The organism is Variovorax jilinensis (assembly GCF_030316885.1).
GTDB lineage: Bacteria > Pseudomonadota > Gammaproteobacteria > Burkholderiales > Burkholderiaceae_C > Variovorax > Variovorax jilinensis.
Genome location: NZ_JASZYQ010000003.1, coordinates 530720 through 551648, shown reverse-complemented (window position 1 = coordinate 551648; position 20929 = coordinate 530720). Strand labels below are relative to the sequence as shown.

At 70.2% G+C, this 20929-nt stretch carries 25 protein-coding genes; 9 read left to right on the top strand and 16 right to left on the bottom strand.

Features of this window, described 5'->3' with window-relative positions:
- Positions 1-92: 92 nt before the first annotated feature.
- On the bottom strand, positions 93-1067 hold the full coding sequence (locus QTH87_RS14165; protein WP_286609863.1) for a LysR family transcriptional regulator: 975 nt from the start codon (positions 1065-1067) through the stop codon (positions 93-95).
- 234 nt (positions 1068-1301) lie between these two features.
- Between QTH87_RS14165 and QTH87_RS14160 the strand changes: the two genes are divergently transcribed.
- The gene (locus QTH87_RS14160) at positions 1302-2204 is read left to right on the top strand and encodes an SDR family oxidoreductase (protein WP_286609861.1); all 903 of its coding nucleotides are present in this window, start codon (positions 1302-1304) and stop codon (positions 2202-2204) included.
- On the opposite strand, the gene QTH87_RS14155 is transcribed toward QTH87_RS14160, so the two are convergent.
- Genes QTH87_RS14155 through QTH87_RS14135 form a run of 5 tightly spaced genes read right to left on the bottom strand, consistent with a single transcriptional unit; the run spans position 2195 to position 7294 of the window.
- Positions 2195-3154 carry an EamA family transporter gene (locus QTH87_RS14155; RefSeq protein ID WP_286609859.1) on the bottom strand — a complete coding sequence of 320 codons (960 nt, stop codon included), beginning with the start codon at positions 3152-3154 and terminating at the stop codon, positions 2195-2197. The genes QTH87_RS14160 and QTH87_RS14155 overlap by 10 nt on opposite strands.
- A complete protein-coding gene (locus QTH87_RS14150) occupies positions 3141-4124 on the bottom strand; it encodes an SDR family oxidoreductase (protein WP_286609858.1) in 984 nt (327 codons plus the stop codon). Before QTH87_RS14150 ends, QTH87_RS14155 begins: the two co-directional genes overlap by 14 nt.
- Before the next feature lie 4 nt (positions 4125-4128).
- Entirely contained in the window at positions 4129-5055 is a 927-nt protein-coding gene (locus QTH87_RS14145; RefSeq protein WP_286609857.1) for a bile acid:sodium symporter family protein, read from the bottom strand.
- Between the two features lie 12 nt (positions 5056-5067).
- Entirely contained in the window at positions 5068-6399 is a 1332-nt protein-coding gene (locus QTH87_RS14140) for a flavin-containing monooxygenase (protein WP_286609855.1), read from the bottom strand.
- Positions 6400-6433: 34 nt separating this feature from the next.
- Entirely contained in the window at positions 6434-7294 is an 861-nt protein-coding gene (locus QTH87_RS14135; RefSeq protein WP_286609853.1) for an SDR family oxidoreductase, read from the bottom strand.
- 91 nt (positions 7295-7385) lie between these two features.
- On the opposite strand from QTH87_RS14135, the gene QTH87_RS14130 reads away from it, so the two are divergent.
- Positions 7386-8174 carry an IclR family transcriptional regulator gene (locus tag QTH87_RS14130; RefSeq protein ID WP_286609851.1) on the top strand — a complete coding sequence of 263 codons (789 nt, stop codon included), beginning with the start codon at positions 7386-7388 and terminating at the stop codon, positions 8172-8174.
- Between the two features lie 77 nt (positions 8175-8251).
- Positions 8252-8641: a hypothetical protein gene (locus QTH87_RS14125; RefSeq protein WP_286609849.1), complete on the top strand. Its 390-nt coding sequence runs from the start codon at positions 8252-8254 to the stop codon at positions 8639-8641.
- Here QTH87_RS14125 and QTH87_RS14120 read toward each other — a convergent pair.
- Positions 8638-8946 (bottom strand): DUF6719 family protein, encoded by a 309-nt coding sequence (locus tag QTH87_RS14120; protein ID WP_286609848.1) that lies wholly within the window; start codon positions 8944-8946, stop codon positions 8638-8640. The genes QTH87_RS14125 and QTH87_RS14120 overlap by 4 nt on opposite strands.
- Before the next feature lie 252 nt (positions 8947-9198).
- On the opposite strand from QTH87_RS14120, the gene QTH87_RS14115 reads away from it, so the two are divergent.
- Both QTH87_RS14115 and QTH87_RS14110 read left to right on the top strand, forming a co-directional pair.
- Positions 9199-9621 (top strand): nuclear transport factor 2 family protein, encoded by a 423-nt coding sequence (locus QTH87_RS14115; RefSeq protein WP_286609846.1) that lies wholly within the window; start codon positions 9199-9201, stop codon positions 9619-9621.
- Positions 9622-9648: 27 nt separating this feature from the next.
- On the top strand, positions 9649-10521 hold the full coding sequence (locus QTH87_RS14110; protein WP_286609845.1) for a phytochelatin synthase family protein: 873 nt from the start codon (positions 9649-9651) through the stop codon (positions 10519-10521).
- Between the two features lie 9 nt (positions 10522-10530).
- Here QTH87_RS14110 and QTH87_RS14105 read toward each other — a convergent pair whose 3' ends face one another.
- The 6 genes from QTH87_RS14105 to QTH87_RS14080 are packed head-to-tail and all read right to left on the bottom strand — an operon-like array spanning position 10531 to position 15225.
- A complete protein-coding gene (locus tag QTH87_RS14105) occupies positions 10531-11016 on the bottom strand; it encodes a VOC family protein (protein WP_286609843.1) in 486 nt (161 codons plus the stop codon).
- A 44-nt stretch (positions 11017-11060) separates the two neighbouring features.
- Positions 11061-11516 (bottom strand): SRPBCC family protein, encoded by a 456-nt coding sequence (locus QTH87_RS14100; protein ID WP_286609842.1) that lies wholly within the window; start codon positions 11514-11516, stop codon positions 11061-11063.
- Positions 11517-11532: 16 nt separating this feature from the next.
- Positions 11533-11955, bottom strand: a complete 423-nt coding sequence (locus QTH87_RS14095; protein WP_286609840.1) for a hypothetical protein — start codon at positions 11953-11955, stop codon at positions 11533-11535.
- Positions 11956-11989: 34 nt separating this feature from the next.
- Positions 11990-12940 carry a cation diffusion facilitator family transporter gene (locus QTH87_RS14090; protein ID WP_286609839.1) on the bottom strand — a complete coding sequence of 317 codons (951 nt, stop codon included), beginning with the start codon at positions 12938-12940 and terminating at the stop codon, positions 11990-11992.
- Positions 12941-12955: 15 nt separating this feature from the next.
- Positions 12956-13354, bottom strand: a complete 399-nt coding sequence (locus QTH87_RS14085) for a DUF488 domain-containing protein (protein ID WP_286609837.1) — start codon at positions 13352-13354, stop codon at positions 12956-12958.
- A 20-nt stretch (positions 13355-13374) separates the two neighbouring features.
- Positions 13375-15225: a PhoX family protein gene (locus QTH87_RS14080; RefSeq protein ID WP_286609835.1), complete on the bottom strand. Its 1851-nt coding sequence runs from the start codon at positions 15223-15225 to the stop codon at positions 13375-13377.
- An 86-nt stretch (positions 15226-15311) separates the two neighbouring features.
- Between QTH87_RS14080 and QTH87_RS14075 the strand changes: the two genes are divergently transcribed.
- Positions 15312-16148 carry a crotonase/enoyl-CoA hydratase family protein gene (locus tag QTH87_RS14075; protein ID WP_286609833.1) on the top strand — a complete coding sequence of 279 codons (837 nt, stop codon included), beginning with the start codon at positions 15312-15314 and terminating at the stop codon, positions 16146-16148.
- Between the two features lie 39 nt (positions 16149-16187).
- Here the strand turns inward: QTH87_RS14075 and QTH87_RS14070 are convergent, their stop codons facing one another.
- Positions 16188-16856, bottom strand: a complete 669-nt coding sequence (locus QTH87_RS14070) for a nitroreductase (RefSeq protein ID WP_286609831.1) — start codon at positions 16854-16856, stop codon at positions 16188-16190.
- A gap of 63 nt (positions 16857-16919) precedes the next feature.
- Here QTH87_RS14070 and QTH87_RS14065 point away from each other — a divergent pair, with 63 nt between their 5' ends.
- Both QTH87_RS14065 and QTH87_RS14060 read left to right on the top strand, forming a co-directional pair.
- Positions 16920-17141: a hypothetical protein gene (locus tag QTH87_RS14065; RefSeq protein ID WP_286609829.1), complete on the top strand. Its 222-nt coding sequence runs from the start codon at positions 16920-16922 to the stop codon at positions 17139-17141.
- 146 nt (positions 17142-17287) lie between these two features.
- A complete protein-coding gene (locus tag QTH87_RS14060) occupies positions 17288-17791 on the top strand; it encodes a BON domain-containing protein (RefSeq protein ID WP_286609827.1) in 504 nt (167 codons plus the stop codon).
- A 24-nt stretch (positions 17792-17815) separates the two neighbouring features.
- Here QTH87_RS14060 and dkgB read toward each other — a convergent pair whose 3' ends face one another.
- Together dkgB and QTH87_RS14050 are read right to left on the bottom strand one after the other, a co-directional pair.
- Complete coding sequence (dkgB, locus tag QTH87_RS14055) at positions 17816-18631, bottom strand: 2,5-didehydrogluconate reductase DkgB (protein WP_286609825.1); 816 nt, start codon at positions 18629-18631, stop codon at positions 17816-17818.
- Positions 18628-19842: an MFS transporter gene (locus tag QTH87_RS14050; protein WP_286609824.1), complete on the bottom strand. Its 1215-nt coding sequence runs from the start codon at positions 19840-19842 to the stop codon at positions 18628-18630. Before QTH87_RS14050 ends, dkgB begins: the two co-directional genes overlap by 4 nt.
- 109 nt (positions 19843-19951) lie before the next feature.
- Here QTH87_RS14050 and QTH87_RS14045 point away from each other — a divergent pair, with 109 nt between their 5' ends.
- The gene (locus QTH87_RS14045) at positions 19952-20884 is read left to right on the top strand and encodes a LysR family transcriptional regulator (protein WP_286609822.1); all 933 of its coding nucleotides are present in this window, start codon (positions 19952-19954) and stop codon (positions 20882-20884) included.
- The last annotated feature ends 45 nt before the right edge of the window (positions 20885-20929 follow it).

Here is a 20929-nt window from a genome sequence, read left to right as displayed (position 1 = left end):
CGTTGGAGACCGGCATTCTGGATCGAAGTCCACGTCCGCGTGAATTTTCCTTTCGGCCGAAGCTCAGCCGGGCACGGTCGGGCCCGGCCCGCTCACGCAAATTGCCGCAGGTCGGGCGCCGCCGGCGTGCTCACGCGCAGGTGGCGCGTGGCACTTGCGGTCCGCATCACGGCCGAAAGCAGCGAGCGGAGCCAGGTATGGCCCGCGGCATGCTGGTTGCGTCCGTGCCAGAGCTGGTAGAAGCGCATGGGCGGAAAGTCGATCGGCGCGGGCACGACGGCCAGCGGCAGCATGGCGGCGAAGTGCAGTGCGAAGTGGCGGCTGGTGGTGAAGATCAGGTCGGTGCCGGGCAGCAGGTGCGGTGCCATCGCGAAGTAGGGCACGGTCACCGTCGGCGTGCGCGTGAGCCGCTGGGCCGCGAGATGGGTCTCGACCACTCCGCGCTGCAGCCCGCTGTAGAGCAGCGGCACCACATGCGCGCCCTGCAGGTAGTCCGAGGCCTTCATGCCGCTGGCGCCCGGGTGGTCGCGGTCGACCAGGCAGACGATCTCGTCCTCGAGCAGCAGCGTGGTGCGCAGGTGCTCGGGCGGCTGCGGCCAGTTGCCGATCACGACGTCGAGCTCGCCATCGGCCAGCGCGGCGTCGTAGTCGTAGTCCGAGCCGAGCGGTTGCAGCAGCATGCGCGCACCGGGCGCGGTGCTGCGCAGGTACTGCACCACGGCCGCCATCAGCGGGGGAGCCAGGTAGTCGGGCGCTCCGATGCGGAAGGTCTGGCGCGTGGTGGCGGGATCGAAGACGTCGCCGGGCGCGAGCAGGGCATCGATCTCGCCGAGCACAACGCGCACCGAGGCCTCGAGCTGCAGCGCTCGCTCGGTGGGCACCAGGCGCTGCTTGTCCTTGATCAGGAGCGGGTCGTCGAAGATCTCGCGCAGCCGCTTGAGCGCATTTCCGATCGCTGGCTGCGACTGGTTCAGCCGGGTGGCGGCGCGGGAGACGCTGCGCTCGGCCATCAGCATGCCGAAGACGCGCAGCAGGTAGGTGTCGAAGGGGTCGTCCGAGCGTGACATGGGCTGTCTCCCGCACAGCTTTGGTGCCCCGGGGCACCAGCGCCATTCGCCGGCGGGCTTCGGGGCGCGCGTTCGCTGTGCCGCTGGTTGCTGCCTAGCGATTGGCGTGCCATGCCGCCGCTTCCGGCGGCGGGCCCATGGAGCGCCGCCGTGCGTGCACTCGCCGGAACCGGCCGGCGCGCTCTACGATGCGGCTTGCGCATCCCACCCGTTTTCCAAGACAAGGAGACCTTCATGTTCCAGACTGAACTCATGGCCGGCCAGCGCATCCTCGTGACCGGCGGCGGCACCGGCCTCGGCCGCTCGATGGCCGAGCGCTTCCTGGCCCTCGGCGCCGACGTCGCGATCTGCGGCCGCCGCCAGGCTGTCTGCGAGGAAACGGCCGCCACGTGGCGGGCGCAGTTCCCGCAGCGCCGCATCGATGCCTTCGGCGTCGACATCCGCAATGCGCAGGCGGTGGACGAGATGGTCGAGAGCCTGTTCGCGAGCGGCGGGCTCACCGGCCTGGTCAACAACGCGGCCGGCAACTTCGTCTCGCCGACCGAGGCGTTGTCGCCGCGGGCGTTCGACGCTGTTGCCAACATCGTCTTCCATGGCAGCTTCTACGTCACGCAGGCGATCGGCAAGCGCTGGGTCGCGCAGGCCAAGGCCGGTCAGTGGAAGGCCGGCGAACCGTACCGCAACGTCATGAGCATCATCGTGACCTGGGTCGACAACGGCAGCCCCTACGTGGTGCCGTCGGCCATGAGCAAGGCCGGCATCGAGGTGATGACCAAGTCGCTGGCGGTCGAATGGGCGCGCTACGGCATCCGGCTCAATGCGGTCGGGCCCGGCGAGATTCCGACCGAGGGCATGAGCAAGCGGCTGAACCCGGGCGAGGAGCCCGGCGCGCGCAGCAAGGCCATGAACCCGATGGCCCGCACCGGCGAGATGAGCGAACTGCAGAACCTGGCTGCCTTCCTGATGTCGCCCGGCCAGTGCGACTGGCTCACCGGGCAGAGCATCATGATGGACGGCGGCGGTGCGCTCGCCACCGGCGGCAACTTCTACGAGCTGCGCCAGTGGAGCGACGCCGACTGGCTGGCCGCGCGCGAGCGCATCGAGGCCCAGAACCAGAAGGACAAGGCTCAGCGCTGAGCCGGAACGGCGGCCGGCCTGCGAACGCGGTTCCAGGCGCGCGCCACCAGGCCCTGGTTCACCAGCAGGCCCAGCAGCACGGCCAGCGTGCCCAGCCACTGCCCCGTGTTCGGCCTTTCGCCGAAGGCCGCCGCCGCCGCGGCCAGGCCGACCACCGGCACCAGCAGCGAGAACGGAACCACGCGACCGGCCGCGTGGCGCTGCAGCAGGCGGGTCCACAGCGAATAGGCGAGCACGGTCGCGAGCCAGCCCAGGAACAGCACCGCGAATACGCCGCGCAGGTCGAGACCGGCGATCTGGTGCAGCACCTGCTGCGGCCCGTCCATGGCAAGCGCGAGCCCGAGGAAGGGCAGCACCGGCACCAGGCTGCTCCAGACGATGAAGGGCACCGGCTCGTAGGCCGGCACGATCCGCACTGCGAATCGAACCACCACGTTGGACACCGCCCACATCAGGCCCGCGCCCAGCGTCAGGATGAAGCCGATCAGCGTCATCTCGCCGGGGCCGTTGCCGTGCGCGGTGGCGATCACCAGCAGACCAGCGAGCGCGATGACGAGCCCGGCCCACTGGCTGGGCCGCGCGCGTTCGCCGAGCAGCGGGCCGGCCAGCAGCAGCGTGAAGAAGGCCTGGGTCTGCATCACGACCGAGGCCATGCCCGCGGTCATGCCCAGGTGCAGGCCGAGGAACAGCAGGCCGAACTGTCCCAGGCCCTGCGCCAGGCCGTAGGCGACGAGGAAGCGCCAGGGCAACTCGGGCCGGCGCACGAACAGCAGCAGCGGCACCGAGGCGGCGGCGAAGCGCAGGGCGCCCAGCAGCATCGGGCTCAGCCCCTGCAGCCCGGACTTCATGACGACGAAGTTCGTGCCCCAGATCACGACCACGCACAGGGCGCGCGCGAAGTCGCCGCGGCTCAGCGCCAGGGGGGTGCGGCTCGCGTCAGTGGAGGACATCGCCGCGCGCCGCCTTGTAGGCCATGAAGGCCTCGAGGCTGGTCTTCTTCGGCACGTAGCCGAACTCGGACTTGAGCCGCTGGTTGCCGAGCACCGGACGGTAGCGCAGGAAATCGAGCTGCTCCGGGCCGTAGCGGCTCACGCCCAGGCGCGAGCCCACCGCGAGCGCCAGCCGCAGCAGCGGGGCCGGCAGCGTCAGCAGCGGCTTGCGCAGCAGTGCGGCGATCTGCGGCAGCGTGAGCGCGCCGTCGCCCGCGACGTTGAAGCAGCCGGCGCGCCCGGAGGTGATCGCGTGCACGATGCAGCCGGTCACGTCCTCGTCCCAGATGAAGACGAAGGGGCTGTCGCTGCCGCGGATCGCGAGGATGCGCGGCTTGTCGAACAGCGCCGTGATCTGGTTGCGCACCGTGCGGCCCAGGATGGTGCCGATGCGCAGCACCGTCTGCCGCAGCTCCGGATGCTCGACGCGGTATTCGGCCAGCATCTCCTCCACCAGCCGCTTGTGGTCCGCATAGGCAAAGCTCTGGTTGCCTCGCAGTGCGTCGTTCTCGTCGATCCACGCCGGGTTGTCGGCGTGGTAGCCGTAGGCGGCACCGCTGGAGGACACCACGATGTGGCGCACGCCGTGGGCCACGCAGGCCTCGAGCACGTTGCGCGTGCCGAGCACGTCGACCGAATACTCGAACTCGCGCGTGCTGCCGGCGCCCGGCGTGACGATCGAGGCCAGGTGCACCACGGCGTCGATCGCGTGCCGGCCCACGAGCGCTGCGAGCGCCGGATCGCGCACGTCCTGCACTTCGTAGGTGACGCCGGCGATGCGGCGCGCAGCCGGCACCTCGCGCACGTCGAGCGCGATCACGCCGTCGATGCCGGGCAGGGCGGCGAGCGCGGCCACTACCGTGCGGCCGAGGAAGCCGTCGGCGCCGGTGATCAGCACCCGGCGGCCCGCGGCGGGGGAGAAACTGTCCATGGATTCAGGCCGAGCGCGCGGCCGCCTTCGAAGGGGTCAGCGGGCGACGCGCCCACCAGGCGGCGAGCCCGAGGCCCGCGATGATGTCCCAGAAGCCCCACACGCCGGCCACCACGGCCATGCCGCCAAGGCCGCCGAAGAAGCTGAAGATCAGCACCAGGCCGAGGCCCGCGTTGCGCACGCCGACCTCGAAGCTGACGGCGCGGCGGTCGTACTCGGCCAGTCCCGTGGCCGTCGCGCAGGCATAGCCGGTGGCGAAGGCGAGCGTGTCGTGGATCACCACCGCCAGCAGAACGAGGCCCACGTAGTCGAGGAAGTAGCGCCAGTTGCCGGCCACTGCCGCGAGGATGAAGCCGATCAGGCAGACGAAGCTCAGCACGCGCGCCGGCTTCTTGATGCGCTCGGTGAGCGCCGGCAGCCAGTGCGAGCAGGCCAGGCCGATCACGAAGGGTGCGCCGATGATGGCCACGATGTGCAGCACCATCTCGACCGGATCGATCGCGATGGTCTTGAGCAGCGACGCCGTGTCCGGATGGAGGCCGCCCCAGAACGCGAAGTTGAGCGGCATGACGACGATGGCGATCAGGTTGGAGATCGCGGTCATCGACACCGAGAGCGCCACGTTGCCGCCCGCCCGGTGCGTGAGGATGTTCGACACGTTGCCCGGCGGGCAGCAGGCCACGAGGATCATGCCGAGCGCGATGCTGGGTGCCGGGTTCAGCAGCCGCGTGAGCGCGAAGGTGACCGCCGGCAGCACGATGAACTGCGCCGCGATGCCCGCCGCCATGGCCACGGGCATGCGCGCGACCCGCTTGAAGTCGGCCACGCGCGTGTCGAGCGCGATACCGAACATCAGGAACGCGAGCACCGCGTTGAGCGCGATCAGCGAAGCCGGATTGAAGTTGAGGCGGATCTCGTCGACGGGCAGCATGGTCTGGGTTCCTCAGGCGAGCGCCTGGGCAGCTTCGCGCACCGCGCGGCGGTAGCTGTCCTTGTTGACGTAGTAGGCCATGCGCTCGAGTTTCAGGTAGCTGTAGCCGCCCGACAGGTCGGGCGGTGGGCCGGCCTTGGCCTGCTTGAGCGCGGCGGCCTGCGGGCGCCCTTCGGCCTGGGCCTTGAAGTAGCGGGCGACCAGCTCGGCCTGCTCGTAGCGGCCCTGCCAGCCGATGCCGCTGGCCTCGATCATGCCGAGCACCGCGAGGTTGTCGAAGCCGGGCGCGAAGATGTTGAGGTAGAGGCGCGGCGCCATGCCCTGCCAGTTGAGCCAGGTGCGGTCGATGAAGGGGTAGTACAGCTTGTAGCCGGTGGCGCAGAGGATCAGGTCGTAGTCGCGCGCGCTGCCGTCCTTGAAGTGCACCGTGTGGCCGTCGAGTCGCGCGATGTCGGCGCGCACGCCGATGTCGCCGTGGCCGATGTGGTGCAGCACCAGAGAGTTGACCACCGGGTGCGACTCGTACATGCGGTAGTCCGGCTTCGGGAAACCGAAGCGCACCGGATCGCCCGTGAACCACTGCAGCACCTTGGCGTCGAGCCGCTGCTTGATCCAGGCCGGCAGGGGCCGCTTGCCGCCCAGCGTGTCGGCGGGCTTGCCGAAGACGTACTTGGGCACGAAGTAGTAGCCGCGGCGCACCGAGATGTCGACGCTCTTCGCGTAGTGCACCGCATCGACCGCGATGTCGCAGCCGCTGTTGCCGGCGCCGACCACGAGCACGCGCTTGTCCTGGAACAGCCTGGCGTGCTTGTAGGCCGAGGTGTGCAGCAGCTCGCCCGCGAAGTTGCCCTCGAAGCGCGGCATGCTGGGTTCCGACAGCGTGCCGTTGGCGATGATCACACCCTTGTATTCGGCCGTCTCGATGCGGCCCTTGCCGGCATCCACGCTCACGCGCCACAGCGTGCCGGCGCCCTCGGTCACGGGCTCGACGCGGATCACGCGGGTGCCGAAGCGAAAGTGCCGGCGCAGGTCGAAGCGGTCGGCGAAGTCGCTGAAGTAGCGCCGGAGTTCGGTGTGGCTCGGATAGTCCGCCACCTCGTCGGCCATCGGGAACTCGGCGAACTCGGTGGTGCGCTTGGAAGAGATCAGGTGCGCCGACTGGTAGACCGTGCTGCGCGGGTTGTCGATGTTCCACAGGCCGCCGACGTCGTCGTGGGCTTCGAAGCCCTGGAACGGGACACCGAGTTTCTGCAGGTTGCGCGCACCGGCGAGCCCTGAGGGGCCGGCGCCGATCAGGGCGATTTGCTGGTGCGAGGGCACGGGGGCTGACACGGGTTGGCTCACGAAGGAAGACTCCGACAAAAAGGGTGTGGCGCGCTCAGCGCGCCGCGGTTTCGCCCGGGCCGGCGCGCGGGGCCGATGGCGGTGCGGCGTCGCCGTTCAAGCCAGGGATCGGCGTGGCGCCGGATTCGCCGGCCCGCGGCTTGCGCGGCTGGCGCAGCAGCAGCGCGTCGTGCCAGGCAGCGGGCAGCAGCCCAAGCGCGTTCGACAGCCAGCCCAGGCGGCGCGGCAACACCAGTTGCTCGCGGCCGCGGGCCAGGGCTTGCAGGATCGCGTCGGCGGCGGTTTCGGGTGCCATCAGCCCGGGCATCGCGAAGCGGTTGCCGGCCGTGAGCGCGGTGCGCAGGTAGCCCGGGCTCACGGTGCACACCCGCAGGCCGCTCGGACGCAGTTCGGCGCGCAGGCTTTCGAGGTAGCGGATCAGCCCGGCCTTGCTCGCGCAGTAGGCGCCGTTGCCGGGCAGGCCGCGCCGTCCCGCCAGGCTGGCGATGCCGGCCAGCGTGCCGCGGCCGCGCTCGCGCATCGGCGCCATGAATGGCTGGAAGGTGGTGGCGACACCGAGCAGATTGATCTCGAGGATGCGGCGAAACACCGCAAGGTCGGCAGCTTGCGCGGTGTCAAAGCCACCGGCCACGCCGGCATTGGCGATCACGGCGTCGGGCGTGCCGAAGCGCGCCATCCAGTCGGCTGCCATGGCCTGCATGGCGGCCGCGTCACTGACGTCGGGCGTGTAGACGGCGCAGCGCCCGGGTACCTGGGCGGCCAGCGATTCGAGCACCGACCTGTCGAGCCCGACCAGCGCCACCCGGGCGCCGCGGGCCAGGCCGGCGGCGGCCATGGCGCGGCCGAGACCGCCGCAGGCGCCGGTGATGACCAGGTTGTCGAGAGGAATGTTCATCGGAATGTCGGTGACAAGGCTGCGGAGCTTAGTCATAATTCCGCATCGTCTCGAAAATTTTGCTTGTTTAGTCTCGGAATTCGAGATTTTAATGAACGCCGTCGACTCCATCCTGTCCGAAGATTCCGAGCTTGCCGCCACACCGGGCCTGCGCCTGATGCAGTTGCTCGAGCTGGTCTGCACCGCCTCCGAGCCGCTGACGCTGGTCGAGATCGTGCGCATGAGCGGCCAGCCCAAGCCCTCGGTGCATCGCATGCTGCAGCAGCTCGAGGCGGGCGGCCTGCTGGCGCGCGGTGGCGACGGCCGCCGTTACGCGATCACGCCGCGCCTCATGCGCTTCGCCGAGACCGTGCTGCGCAGCAGCTCGGCCACCGGCGTCCGGCACGCGGTGCTGCGCCAGCTGGTCGCCGACGTCGGCGAGACCTGCAACCTGACGGCGTTGTCGGGCGCCGAGGTGATCTACCTCGACCGCGTCGAGACCGCCTTCCCGCTGCGGCTGGAACTCGGCCCGGGCTCGCGCGTGCCGCTGCACTGCTCGGCCAGCGGCAAGCTGTTCCTCGCCCACCTGCCGGCGCCGCAGCGCGCGCGGCTGCTCGACGGGCTGGGCTACGAGCGCTTCACGGCCCACACGCTGGGCTCGCGCGAGGCGCTCGAGGCCGAACTCGAGCGCATCCGTCACGAAGGCCATGCGGTCGACGCCGAGGAATTCATCGAGGGGCTGGTCTGCGTCGCGGTGCCCGTGCGCGACGACGCGCACGGCCCGGTGCGCTGTGCGGTCGCGCTGCAGGCGCCCGAGGTGCGGATGTCGCTGCCGCAGGCACTGCAGCAGCTCGACAAGCTGCGCGTCGCGGCGCAGGGGATTGCGCGGGCGATGCGCTGATCTCCAGGAACGGTGCGAACGAGATCGCACGTCGGGCCGGAGGGCGACAATCCAGGCTTTGGCCTTCTGCTCCGACCGTGACCCCACCGACCGCCCGCGACCCCCGCATTCCTGCCGCCGAACCCGCATCCGGCAGACAGCCGCAGAGCGCGGGCCGCGCGCGCCGGCTGCGGACCGAGGCCGACAAGCTCGAAGCCTTCTGCCTGGTGGTGCGCGCGGCCTCGGCCGCCGCCGACCATGCCGCCTTCGCGGAAGTCGGCCGGGCCGCCGCCGAGGCGCTGCGCGCCAGGTTCGGTGGCGGGACGATCACGTCGTGCTTCGCCTGGCTCGCGGGCCGCGCTGGGCGCGAAGCTCTCGAGAGCGTGCGAGCCGGGGAGGTGGCACTCGGTGGATCGCTCTCGCTCGAAGATGTCGCGGGCATCGTCGAACTCGCTCGCGAGGCCGAAGCCTTGCGCGAGAAGCGCTAGCTGCCCTCGGGTCTCTTCACGCACTCGACCTGCCGGGACATCCCGGTCATCTGGTTGCCGCCCGTGATCTTCTTGACCTGGCCTGCGGGGCAGCTGCCGTCATCGACATGAACGATCTCTCCGCGGCGCACGCTGCCCTTGGCAGGCGCTTCCTTGAGGATCTGCACCGCAGCGCCCGGCGCGCTGGCGGTTTCGGCGGCCAGGCAGGTGCCTGCGCAGGCGACGAGTGCGAGCAAGGCCGCCATGGCACGGGGAAGGGCTGCGTGAGGCCTGCCCGGCCCGGGCTTGGGCTGGTCGATGTTCATGATGAGTTTCCTTGCAAGGATTCACGTGCCACGGCGCTCGGCCAACTTCCGTGCTGCCACACCCGTCGATGGCCATCAGCGTCCTCGATGGTCTTTCCATTCTCTCCCGGCAGGGGTTCCAGGACGACCCGGGACCGCAGACCCGACTTTCGTTGTAGGCCTCCTTCGCTTCGAGAACGGGAGCTCCTCCGATCCCGAACCGCCCGCGGGCTTCGAAAAATGCGGTCTTCCATTGAACAAAGGAGCCATCCGATGCCCGCCTCCAACCCCGCACTCAAGAAGACGCTGGTCGACCTGGAGACCAGGTTCTGGCAGTCCATGGTCGACGACGACACCGATGCCGCGCTGTCGATGCTCAACGAACCCGCGGTCATGGTCAGCAGCCACGGCGCGATGCAGTTCGACCATGAGGGCTACCGCAAGATGGCCGAGCAAGGGACGATGCGCGTGACCGCCTTCGAACTCGACGATTTCGATCTCGCAGCGCCGAACGACGCCACCGCCATCCTGACCTACACGGTAAAGCAGAGCGTGGCCGAGCGCGGCAGGCCCGGTGCCGCCACCACGACCGACATGCTCGACTCGTCGACATGGCTGCGGACCGCGGACGGTTGGCGCTGCGTGATGCACACCGAGACGCCGCTGGCCGCGAAGGACGCACGCGCCGCGAATTGACGGCCTGCGGGCGAGCACAATGCCCGCATGCCGACACCCACCGCCTCGCTGCCGCCACAGGTTCGCCGATTCGCGCTCGCGGCACTGCTTGCCGCGGGCGCGCTGCTTTCGGGATGCGCGAACCCGCCTGTGCGCGTCGCCGCTGCGCCTGCGCCGGATCAACTGCCCGTTGCCAGTGCTCGGGCCGAGGCTTCTCCGCCGCTCGTGCCCTTCGCGTCCGAGGAGGGCCTGGCGCGCCTGGCCCGTTCGGGCGCCAAGGCCGATTTCGCGGCCCTCGCGAACCAGTTCGAGGCCCAGTACAACGGCGCCTTCTGCGGACCGACCTCGGCCGCGATCGTGCTCAACACCGTGAACGCGCGGGCGGCCGATCTGCCGCGCGACCGCACGCGCCTGCGCAAGGACGACGTGCAGTTCATGCCCGCAGGCGCCGATCCGATCGTGCCGCGTTTCACGCAGGACAGCGTGATCGACAGGAGCCCCAAGTCGCGCGCCCAGGTGCTCGGCGAGCCGGTCGTGATCGGCGGCAGGCAGGTCCGTGATTTCGGCTATCAGCTGCGGCAGTTCGACGCGATGCTGCGGGCCAACGGGCTGGCGACCCGGATGGTGGTGGTCGACGACGCCCGCAGCGAGGAGGCCATCCGTGCCGATCTCTCGGCCAACCTTGCGCGGGGTGGCGACTACGTGATCGTGAACTACCGGCGCGAGGCGGTGGGCCAGAAGGGTGGCGGCCACATCTCGCCGCTCGGCGCCTACGACGCAGCGTCAGACTCGTTCCTGGTGCTCGACGTCAATCCGGCCGTGGCTGGCTGGGTGTGGATGCCGACCGCCACGCTCATCAAGGGCATGCGCAGCTTCGACACGGTCGAGAACCGGGGCTACGTGACGGTCGGGGCCCCGTAGCCGGGCGGGCTACGACTGGCCGCGCCGCGCGGCCTCGATGGCGGCGATGTCGATCTTGCGCATGGTCATCATGGCGTCGAACACCCGCTTGGCCGCCGCCCGATCGGCACCGCTGAAGGCGTCGGTGAGCACGCGCGGCGTGATCTGCCACGACAGTCCCCAGCGGTCCTTGCACCAGCCGCATTCGCTCTCCTGGCCGCCGTTGCCGACCACCGCGTTCCACAGACGGTCGGTCTCTTCCTGGGTGTCGGTGGCGATCTGGAACGAGAACGCCTCGCTGTGCCTGAAGGCCGGGCCGCCATTGAGGCCGATGCAGGGAATGCCGGCGACCGTGAACTCGACGGTCAGCACGTCGCCTTCCTGGCCCGAAGGGAAGTCGCCCGGCGCGCGGTGGACGGCGCCGACCGCGCTGTCGGGGAAGGTGTCGGCATAGAACTTCGCGGCTTGCTCCGCGGTGCCGTCGAACCACAGACAGATCGTGTTCTTGCTGCTCATCTCGTGTCTCCTGAAATGGGGAGCGGCCGGTTTCGAGAGCCGGATCAGCCCGGAATCTCGGGCTCGACCAGTTGAGCCAGCGAGACCAGCGACTCCTGCCAGCCGAGATAGCACATCTCTGTCGGAATCATGGCCGGGATGCCTTCCTGCACGATGCTGACATCGGTGCCGCAGGACACCGCGGTCAGCGTGACGGTGGTCTTCATCGTGCCGGGCAGGTTCGGGTCGTCGAAGCTGGCGTCGTAGGCGATGCGCTGGCCCGGCACCAGCTCGTGGTACTTGCCGCCGAAGGAGTGGCTGTTGCCGCTGCCGAAGTTGGTGAACGACATGCGCCAGGCACCGCCGACCACCGGCTCCATGCTGTGCACCCGGCCGAGGAAGCCGAACGGCGGCAGCCAGCGTTCGAAGGCGCCGGGCTCGATGAAGGCGCGGTAGATGCGGTCGGGCGGCGCGCGCAGCACGCGGTGCAGGCGGATGGTGTTCGTGGACGTGGTGGCCATGCGGGGTTCTCCGTGGTTAGCGACCCAGGCTGACCAGGCTCCACAGGATGACGGCGAGCTGGGCGATGTTGATCAGGATGGCAGTGATGTGGGTCCGGCGGAAGCCTGCAATTGCATCCAGTGGCCGCGACTCGATCTGCGCGCCGAGCGCTTCCATCTTCGGGATGATCATGCGGCGCAGCCCGACCGCGACTGCCGCCAGTGCCGCAGCGCCGGTCGCGAGCCCGAACCGCCCCGCGAAGGCATAGGCGAGCGCGGTGGCGCCGGCGGCGACGAAGGCCGCGCGGTAGTAGAGATTGAAGAAGCCGCGCACGAAGCGCGCGTCGAGCGGCGTGTCGTGCGCGAGCACCAGCAGCGGGATCGAGCCCATGATGAAGTAGGCCGTCGTGACCAGCAGGGCCACCGTGAAGGCCAGGGCGATGAACATGGCAACCGACATGGGTGTGTCTCCTTCGGGCGGGGGAGATTGTGTCTCAAGCCGCCTCGCCTGGCAGCACCGGCGTCACCGTCGCCTCGCTGTGCGGGATCTCGGCTTCGATCCGCTCGCCCACCCGGCGGGCGAAGGCGGCCACCTCGCCGAAGGCGCGATCGGCCGGGAAACCCAGCCCGATGTCGATCACGACCTGCGAGCCCGACTGGCGGCTGCGGCACCACTCGATGCTGTCGTAATCCGCGAAATGCTCGGCCAGCACACGGTTGATGCGATGCTGGAGCGGCTCGTCGAGCGTGCGGTCGAGCAGGTCGGGCAGGGCAGTGCGAAGCAGGTCGTAGGCCGCGCGCAGCGTGACCAGCACCACGATCGCGACCCCGGCCCGGTCGGCCCACAGCGAGACCACCGGATTGCTGCCGAGCATCGCCACCGCGACCGAGGCGACGACGATCGAAGAGCCCACGGTCTTGGTGATCTTGGTACGCAGCTGGGTGCGCACGATCACCGACGGGTTCTGGCGCAGCGCGCGCATCAGGGGCGGGATCGGCGCGACGTTGGCGACGAGGTTGAAAAGCACCATCCCGACCGCCACCGCGTTGAGCAGGCCGATGCCCTCGCCGGCGCCCGGCACCTTGCCGATCGCCTTCCAGGCGATGAAGCCTGCGCTGACCAGCAGCAGCAGGGCCACCAGCAGCGACAGGATCTGCTCGTGCTTGCCGAGGCCGAAGTCGTAGCCCGCGGTCTGGCGGCGGTGGATGCGGCGCAGCGTGAGCCAGGACGCGAAGGCCACGCTGATCATGAGCACGCCGCGCAGGCACTCGCCCACCATGGTGATCGAATCGACCTGGATCGCCACCCAGAGGTAGGGCGGGATCAGCAGGCAGTCGTAGGCGAAGGCGGCAAACACCGCGCGCTCGCTCTGACGCTGCGACGGCGAGAGCTCGTCGGCCGGGGCGCCGGATGAAGCAATCGATCGAAGGCGCGGCCTGGGCATGAAGCGCGCGCCTCGTCAGCCGGCGATGTCCGCGCCGCGTTCCGCCAGCAGCGCGCGCAGCAGCGAGCGATGGCAGCGCGCCTCGTCCTCGCAGTAGCAGCCGACCGACAACGCGGCCTCGTGCGAGAGCGCGGCCAGCAGGTCGAGGCTGCGGCTCGCATCGGCCTTGGCCATCTCGCTTCGGTACCTGCGCGCAAAGGCAGTCCACTGCGCGGGTACGCCCGAGACGATCGCCGCCTGGGCCTGTTTCATGGCCTCGACGGAAGGTGCGAGGTTCGGGTACCAGACGTCGTACCAGTTCCGCGTCGCGAACTCGGCCTTGGGCACGCCGCGCGGCGGGCGGCGCACGGTGCCGATGCGCAGGCCTTCGCCGGCTGCGCGGTCGCTGCCGAGGCGGACGATGCGGATGGGCATGAGGTGTTCTTCCTTCGGGTTCAGGTGCCGACGATACCGCCGTCGCGGCGCCGCACGACCACGGTGGCCGAACGCGGCCGTGCGCTGCCGGGCGCCGTGCCGTCGGGCCAGGCGCTGTTGGGCGTGCCGCTCGCGCCTTCGCGCGTCTCGCCCGGATGCTGGATGTTGACGAACAGGCTGCGGCGGTCCGGCGTCAGGACACAGCCGGTGACTTCACAGCCGGCCGGCCCGACCAGGAAGCGCTTGATGCGGCCCGTGGCCGGGTCGGCGCACAGCATCTGGTTGTTGCCGAGCGCGGCCAGCGGTGCGCGGGCGATCGCGCGGCCGCTCATGTCGGTCTGGATCCAGAGCAGGCCGCCGCTGTCGAAGACCAGGCCGTCCGGGTTGCCGAAGGCGTCGGCCTGCGCGTCGGGATAGCGCACGCCGGCGCCTTCGATGGCCGGATCGCCGGCCAGCGCAAAGTGGTCCCACGAGAAGCCCAGGCTGCCGGCATCGCGGCCGTCCTCGCGCCAGCGCAGGATGCCGCCGAAGACGTTGCCGGCGCGCGGGTTGGCGGCGTCGGCCGCCGGCATGCCCGCCGCGCCGCGCAGCGGATTGGCCGAGAGCGCGACATAGGCCTCGCCGCTGCCCGGATGGATCGCGATCCATTCCGGCCGGTCCATCCGCGTGCCGCCCGCGATGTCGCCGGCCAGCCGCGCATGGATCAGCACCTCGGCCGGATCGGCAAAGCCGCTCGCACCGTCGATGCCGCCGTGGCGGTGGCGCAGTTCGAGCCAGCGGCCGCGGCCGTCGGCGTCATAGCGCGCCACGTAGAGCGATCCGGTGTCGAGCAGGTCGCGATTGGCCGCACGCGCGGCCGCATCGCTGCCGGGGCGCACCTTGTCGCGGCTCACGAACTTGTAGATGTATTCGAAGCTCGAGTCGTCGCCCATGTAGACCGCGAGCCGGCCGTCGCGGGTCAGCGCGCAGGTGGCGCTCTCCTGGTGCTTGCGGCCGAGCGCGGTGCGCTTGACGGGCGTGGAGGCGGGGTCGAAGGGATCGATCTCGACCACCCAGCCGAAGCGGTTCGATTCGTTGGGATGCCTGCCGAGGTCGAAGCGCTCGTCGGCCTGCCAGTAGTCGGACCAGCTGCCCGTCCCGAGGCCGTAGCGGCGCTCGGCCGGGCCGATGCCCGCGAGGGTTTGCTTGTCCCCGCCGAAGTAGGCCTGGAAGTTCTCTTCGCAGGTGAGGTAGGTGCCCCAGGGCGTGACGCCCATCGCGCAGTTGGAGAAGGTGCCCGACACGCGCCTGCCGCCCGGGTCGGCCGCCGTGCGCATGCGCGCGTGGCCCGCGGCCGGGCCGGCGATGCGCATCGGCGTGCGGCCGTGGATGCGTCGCGCGAAAGGCGAGGGCAGCACCTGGCGCCAGCCCGCGGGGCCGAGCTCGACCTCGACCACCGACACGCCCATCGCATGCAGCGACTTGCGCACCTTGTCGGCGGTCCAGGGCTTCGCGCCGTCGGCATGCAGCAGGCGCTCGTCGGTGTACTCGTGGTTCAGCACGAGCAGGCCGCGGTCGCTGCGGCCGTCGAGCGCGAAGAAGTGCATGCCGTCGTGGTGCATGCCGGCCTGCAGCGCCTGGTCGTCGGCGCTGTTCGACGCGTCGGGCGCGAAGGCCGGCATGGCGCCCGCGATGCCGGTCGGCGCGCCCCAGGGATAGAGCACCTGCGCCTGATAGCCGGGCGGCAGCGTGACCGCATCGCGCAGCGTCGCCGGCACGCTCTCGAAACCCAGCCGGCCGTCGTCGGCCGCTCCGGCGCTGCCCTCGCGCGCGAGCGCAACCAGCGCAGCGGCGGCGCTCGATTGAAGGAACTGGCGGCGGTCGATCGGCATGGGGGCGGGTGATGTTGACTGGGCGACAGCGCGATCATCGCCGAGCCTCGATACTCCGGGCCAGCCATCCCACAGGAGACATCACCATGACCGATCGCATCGAAACCATCCGCCATGCCGACGGCGTGGTCGAACTGCAGCTCTCGCGCGCCGACAAGATGAACGCGCTCGATCCCGCCATGTTCGATGCCCTGCTCGAAACCGGCGCGCGACTGTGCGGCGACGCGGAAGTGCGCGCGGTCGTGATCGCGGGCCGAGGCAAGGCCTTCTGCGCCGGCCTCGACATGGCGTCCATGCAGCGCCTGCAGCAGGGCGGCAGCGGCGTCATCGGCCAGGGCGCGGTGCCGCAGGACCTGCTGGCGCGCACCCACGGCATCGCCAATGCCGCCCAGCAGGTCGCGATGGTGTGGCGCCAGGTGCCGGTGCCCGTGATCGCCGCGGTGCACGGCGTGGCCTTCGGTGGCGGCCTGCAGGTCGCGCTCGGCGCCGATGTGCGGCTCGTGGCGCCGGACACGAAGATGTCGGTGATGGAGATCAAGTGGGGCCTGGTGCCGGACATGGGCGGCATCGTGCTGATGCGCGAACTGGCGCGCGACGACGTGGTGCGCGAGCTGACCTTCAGCGGCCGCGTCTTCTCGGGCGAGGAAGCGCTGGCGCTGGGCTTCGCGACCCGGCTCTCGGCCGACCCGCTGACCGAGGCGCTCGCCATGGCGCACGAGATCGCGCAGAAGAGCCCGGACGCGATCCGCGCCGGCAAGCGGCTGCTCAACGCCGCGATGGGGCAGGGCGCCGCCGAGCTGCTGATGGCCGAGTCGATCGAGCAGAAGGCCCTGATCGGCAGCGCCAATCAGGCCGAGGCGGTGCGCGCCAACCTCGAGCGCCGCGCGCCGCGCTTCGCCGCCGCACCGCCGGCGCCGCGCTGAGGCCGGCATCGCAGGTGCCCCGGGCGCGGCCGCCGGCTTTCAGGCGCCGTGAAAGCGCAGCCACTCCGCGGGCGGCGCACGGTCGCTCTCGAACTGCGAAAGCGGATGCGCCGGATCGCGCAGGCCGATCGACATGCCGCAGAACAGCATGCGTTCCTCGGGCAGGCCGAGCGCAGCGCCGACCGTCTTCGGATAGATCGCCCAGCATTCCTGCGCGCAGCTGTCGAGGCCTTCTCCCCGCAGCAGCAGCATCACGGTCTGCAGGTACATGCCGAGGTCCGACCACTGCGGCGGGCCCATGGTGCGGTCGACCGAGCAGAACAGCCCGACCGGAGCCCCGAAGAAATCGAAGTTGCGCGCGAACCATCGCCGGCGCTCGGCCTTGTCCTCGCGCGGGACGCCGAGCCGCGCATACATCGCCTCGCCGACCTGGAAGCGGCGATCTCGCCAGGGTGCGCGCAGCGCGGGGGGATAGATGTCGTAGTCGCTCGCCTCGGGCTCGCCGCTCGCGATCCGTGCCTGCACCCGGGCCTTGAGCGCCTGCAGCGCATCGCCGGTCACCACGTCGATGTGCCAGGGCTGCAGGTTGCCGCCGGACGGCGCGCGCGCCGCCTCTGTCAGGACGCGGCGGATCGTGTCGCCATCGACCGGGGTCGGAAGAAAGGCGCGGACGGAGTGACGGCTGGCGACGGCATCCTGGATGTGCATGGGAGGTGGCTCGAAGTGTGTCGCGAGTGTAGGTGGGCGAGCCGGCATACTCGCGCGGTGGCCATGAACCTACTCCATCGTCTGGCAGCCTGCGAGCTGCCCATCTCCGTCGCCGGCGGCGCCGAGGTCGACGCCGTGCGCGTGCTGCGCATGGCGGGCCACATCAAGGCCGACATCCCGCGGCCTCTGCGCACGCTGAACGGCTACACGCAGCCGGCGGCGACCGTGCACGAGATCACGAGCCTGGGCCGCACGATGATCAAGCGCTTCCCGCCGCCGCGCTAGCCGCGCCTGCGGGCGCGGGAGCCGGCGTGTTCGCGGCCCGCCGGGCTCGATGCGCGCTCGACCTACGGCGGATTGCGCCGCCGCTCGACGGCCATGCAGGTTCTGTTGGCCTAGCCTGGGAGGCTTCGAAAAGGAGTGCTTCCACCATGAAGAACAGCCGACTGTTCATCGCCATCGCCGCCGCCAGTTGTGTGCTGGCATTCACCGCCTGCACCGACCGCGGCGGCAGCCAGGCCGATGCAGACCGCCGCCAGATCGACGCCGCAGTCGACAAGACGGGCGCGGCCGCAGCCGCTGCGGCCGAGAAAGCCGCGGAACTGGCCGAGACCGCGCGCGACAAGACACGCGCCTTCATCGCCTCGCCGGAAACGAAGCAGGACGCGGCCGCGATCAAGGATGCGATCAAGGGCGCGGGTGCCGCCGCGATGGGCAGCGTCGACGATGCCGCCATCACGCTGTCGGTCCACAAGGCCCTGGCCCGGGACAGCGATCTCAGCGCCCAACGGATCGATGTCGACACCAAGGCCGGCGTGGTCCGTCTCACTGGCTCGGCGCCCAGCGAGGCGGCCAGGACGCGCGCCAGCGACCTCGCGGGCAGCGTGCAGGGCGTGACCACCGTCGACAACGCGCTCCAGGTGCGCACGATGTGATGCCGACGGGCGGCCCGGCGCGCGTCAGTCCCAGGCCGGCGCCAGCCCCTCGGGGTCGACGAGCCGGCCGTTGCGTTCGAGCGCCGCGATGCGTGCCATTTCCGAATCGTCTAGACGGAGCTCCTGGGCCAGCAGATTACTCGCCAGATTGGCACGCTGCGTCGACGAAGGGATCACCGCGTGACCCAGCTGCATGGCCCACGCCAGCGTGACCTGTGCAGGCGTGGCCGCGCGCTCCGCGGCGATGCGTTCGATGGCCGGGTCCTTGAGCACCGCCCGGTAGGCCAGCGTCATGTAGGAAGTGATCGGTATGCCCTGGCTGGCCGCAAACGCCGCCACCTTCCGGTTCTGCAGGTAGGGGTGGAGTTCGACCTGGTTGGTTGCGATCGCGTCGGCACCTACCGCGGCGATCGCTTCGCGCATCAGGGCGATGTTGAAGTTCGACACGCCGATCTGCTTCGCGAGCCCCTGCCGGCGGGCATCGGCGAGCGCATCCATGAACTCGGCGACCGGCACCGTGCCGCCCGGCGAGGGCCAGTGGATCAGCACCAGGTCGGCATGGTCTGTGCGCAGCTTCACCAGGCTGTCCTTGAGGCTGGCCACCAGCTTGTCCTCGGCGTAGTTGTCGGTCCAGATCTTGGTCGTGAGGAAGATCGATTCGCGCGCCACGCCGCTCTGCGCGATGGCCTGGCCGACTTCGGCCTCGTTGCCGTAGATCTGCGCGGTGTCGATCGCGCGGTAGCCGAGCGAGAGGCCGGTGGCGACCGAATCGATCGCCGTCTGGCCCTTCAGGCGGAAGGTGCCGAGGCCGAAGGGCGGGATGTTGAGGTGTGCGGTCATGACGAGGTCCTGGGGTTGTTGAAGTCGATCGAAGAAGAAGCGGGCGAGGCGTCGCGGGCACGGTCGAGCCGGCCGCTCCAGACCGTGAGTGCGAAGGCCACCATCACGACCAGCGCGCCGATCCAGCCCGTGTGCACCAGTCCCAGGTGCGTCACCACGAAGCCGCCGGCCCAGGCCGCGCCCGCGATGCCGAGGTTGAAGGCCGCGATGTTGAGGCCCGAGGCGACGTCGACCGCCTGCGGCGTGTAGCGCTCGGCCTGCTGGACGACATAGACCTGCAGGCCCGGCACGTTGCCGAAGGCCACCGCACCCCACAGCAGCACGGTCGCGAGCGCCAGCCACTTCGAAGGCGCCGTGAAGCTCAGCAGCAGCAGCACCGCGGCCAGCAGCGCGAAGATGATCCGGAGCGCGGGAATCGGGCCCCGGCGGTCGGCCAGCCTGCCGCCCCAGATGTTGCCGGCCGCAACCGAGAGCCCGTACACCAGCATCACGCCGCCGACCGCGCCGGCGCTGAAGCCCGACACCTCGGTCAGCAGCGGGGCGAGGAAGGTGAACGGGATGAAGGTGCCGCCGTAGCCGATGGCCGTGGTGGCGTACACCATGAGCAGCCGCGGCTGGCCGAGCACCTTGAACTGCTGCGCCAGCGAGGCCGGCGGCGTGTGGCGGATGTCCCCGGGCACGAAGGCGGCGCTGCCGGCAAAGGCGATCACGCCGAGCGCCGCCACCGCGAGGAAGGTCTCGCGCCAGCCGAAGTGCTGGCCGATGAAGGTTCCCAGCGGCACGCCGGTCACCAGCGCCACCGTCAGACCCGTGAACATGATCGCGATCGCGCTCGCCGCCTTCTCCCGGGGCACGAGGCCGGTGGCGATGGTCGAGCCGATCGAGAAGAAGACGCCATGCGCGAGGCCGGTCAGGATGCGCGCGGCGATCAGCGTCTCGTAGCCCGGTGCCTTCCAGGCCAGCAGGTTGCCGAGCGTGAACAGCGCCATCAGGCCCAGCAGCAGCGCCTTGCGAGGGACTCGGCCCGTGAGCGCGGTCAGCACCGGCGCGCCGATGGCGACACCGAGTGCATAGAGGCTGACCAGCAGGCCGGCCGAGGGCAGACCGATCCGCAGGTCGGCCGCGATGGTGGGAAGCAGGCCGACGATCACGAACTCGGTCGTGCCGATGGCGAAGGCGCTGAGGGTCAGAGCCAGCAGGGCGATGGGCATGGAAACGCACTCCTTGGAAATCAGGGTGCGAGTGTGGGCCTTCGACCTTTGCAGAAAAAGACCATGATGAGCACAATATACTTGCTTGAAAATCAACAATGGACGGACCATGAAGACCACGGTCGACGAGTTGCAGACGCTGGTCGCGGTGGTCGACGGCGGCTCGATCACGGCTGCCGCCGAGCGCCTGGGCCAGACCGTCTCGGGCGTCAGCCGCGCGCTCGGCCGGCTCGAGCGCAAGCTCGACACCACCCTGCTGCGCCGCACCACGCGTCGGCTCGAGCTGACCGAGGAGGGCCATGCCTTCCTGGCCCGGGCACGCGCGATCCTGGCCTCGATCGACGAGGCCGAGGAACTGATGGCCGCGCGCCGGCAGCAGCCCGCCGGACGGCTGCGCGTGAATGCCGCCTCGCCCTTCATGCTGCATGCGGTGGTGCCGCTGGTCCCGGCCTTCAGGCGCGCCTTCCCGGGCATCGAGCTCGAGCTCGACACCGACGAACTCAACATCGACCTGCTCGAGCGCCGCACCGACATCGCGATCCGCATCGGCGCGCTGCGCGATTCGACGCTGCACGCGCGGCCGATCGCCACCAGCCGGCTGCGCCTGTACGCGAGCCCGGCCTACATCGCCGCGCATGGCCGGCCCCGCCATGCGGCCGGCCTTGCCGGCCACACCCTCCTGGGCTTCACCCAGCCCGAGGCGCTCAACCGCTGGCCGCTGCGCGGTCCGCACGGCGACGAATGGCCGATCACGCCCGCCATCGCGGTCTCGAACGGCGAGACGCTGCGCCAGCTCGTGCTGCATGGGGCCGGCATCGCCTGCCTGTCGGACTTCATGACCGCGGACGACCGCATGCGCGGCGACCTGGTCCAGCTGCTGGCGCGCGAGACGGTCGAGGTGCGTCAGCCGATCAACGCGGTCTATTACCGCAACACGCAGGTCTCGGCCCGCATCAGCTGCTTTCTCGATTTCGTCACCAGCCGCTTGGGCGGGCCGGACGGCTCATGGAAAACCCTGTCTGATAAAGACTCAATGGTCTGAAATTCGGACAGTCTTGTGTGTCGAATTCAGGCGAAGTGCTTGAAT

Bases quoted from the DNA above. Each gene is read 5' to 3' on its own strand.
- QTH87_RS14085 (WP_286609837.1), bottom strand. From the start codon at position 13,354: ATGCCCATCCGCATCGTCCGCCTCGGCAGCGACCGCGCAGCCGGCGAA.
- QTH87_RS14070 (WP_286609831.1), bottom strand. From the start codon at position 16,856: ATGCACATCCAGGATGCCGTCGCCAGCCGTCACTCCGTCCGCGCCTTT.
- QTH87_RS14160 (WP_286609861.1), top strand. From the start codon at position 1,302: ATGTTCCAGACTGAACTCATGGCCGGCCAGCGCATCCTCGTGACCGGC.
- QTH87_RS14045 (WP_286609822.1), top strand. From the start codon at position 19,952: ATGAAGACCACGGTCGACGAGTTGCAGACGCTGGTCGCGGTGGTCGAC.
- QTH87_RS14100 (WP_286609842.1), bottom strand. From the start codon at position 11,516: ATGGCCACCACGTCCACGAACACCATCCGCCTGCACCGCGTGCTGCGC.
- QTH87_RS14075 (WP_286609833.1), top strand. From the start codon at position 15,312: ATGACCGATCGCATCGAAACCATCCGCCATGCCGACGGCGTGGTCGAA.
- QTH87_RS14130 (WP_286609851.1), top strand. From the start codon at position 7,386: ATGAACGCCGTCGACTCCATCCTGTCCGAAGATTCCGAGCTTGCCGCC.
- QTH87_RS14155 (WP_286609859.1), bottom strand. From the start codon at position 3,154: ATGTCCTCCACTGACGCGAGCCGCACCCCCCTGGCGCTGAGCCGCGGC.
- QTH87_RS14135 (WP_286609853.1), bottom strand. From the start codon at position 7,294: ATGAACATTCCTCTCGACAACCTGGTCATCACCGGCGCCTGCGGCGGT.
- QTH87_RS14115 (WP_286609846.1), top strand. From the start codon at position 9,199: ATGCCCGCCTCCAACCCCGCACTCAAGAAGACGCTGGTCGACCTGGAG.
- dkgB (WP_286609825.1), bottom strand. From the start codon at position 18,631: ATGACCGCACACCTCAACATCCCGCCCTTCGGCCTCGGCACCTTCCGC.
- QTH87_RS14120 (WP_286609848.1), bottom strand. From the start codon at position 8,946: ATGAACATCGACCAGCCCAAGCCCGGGCCGGGCAGGCCTCACGCAGCC.
- QTH87_RS14145 (WP_286609857.1), bottom strand. From the start codon at position 5,055: ATGCTGCCCGTCGACGAGATCCGCCTCAACTTCAATCCGGCTTCGCTG.
- QTH87_RS14065 (WP_286609829.1), top strand. From the start codon at position 16,920: ATGAACCTACTCCATCGTCTGGCAGCCTGCGAGCTGCCCATCTCCGTC.
- QTH87_RS14095 (WP_286609840.1), bottom strand. From the start codon at position 11,955: ATGTCGGTTGCCATGTTCATCGCCCTGGCCTTCACGGTGGCCCTGCTG.
- QTH87_RS14090 (WP_286609839.1), bottom strand. From the start codon at position 12,940: ATGCCCAGGCCGCGCCTTCGATCGATTGCTTCATCCGGCGCCCCGGCC.
- QTH87_RS14105 (WP_286609843.1), bottom strand. From the start codon at position 11,016: ATGAGCAGCAAGAACACGATCTGTCTGTGGTTCGACGGCACCGCGGAG.
- QTH87_RS14150 (WP_286609858.1), bottom strand. From the start codon at position 4,124: ATGGACAGTTTCTCCCCCGCCGCGGGCCGCCGGGTGCTGATCACCGGC.
- QTH87_RS14060 (WP_286609827.1), top strand. From the start codon at position 17,288: ATGAAGAACAGCCGACTGTTCATCGCCATCGCCGCCGCCAGTTGTGTG.
- QTH87_RS14165 (WP_286609863.1), bottom strand. From the start codon at position 1,067: ATGTCACGCTCGGACGACCCCTTCGACACCTACCTGCTGCGCGTCTTC.
- QTH87_RS14080 (WP_286609835.1), bottom strand. From the start codon at position 15,225: ATGCCGATCGACCGCCGCCAGTTCCTTCAATCGAGCGCCGCCGCTGCG.
- QTH87_RS14110 (WP_286609845.1), top strand. From the start codon at position 9,649: ATGCCGACACCCACCGCCTCGCTGCCGCCACAGGTTCGCCGATTCGCG.
- QTH87_RS14050 (WP_286609824.1), bottom strand. From the start codon at position 19,842: ATGCCCATCGCCCTGCTGGCTCTGACCCTCAGCGCCTTCGCCATCGGC.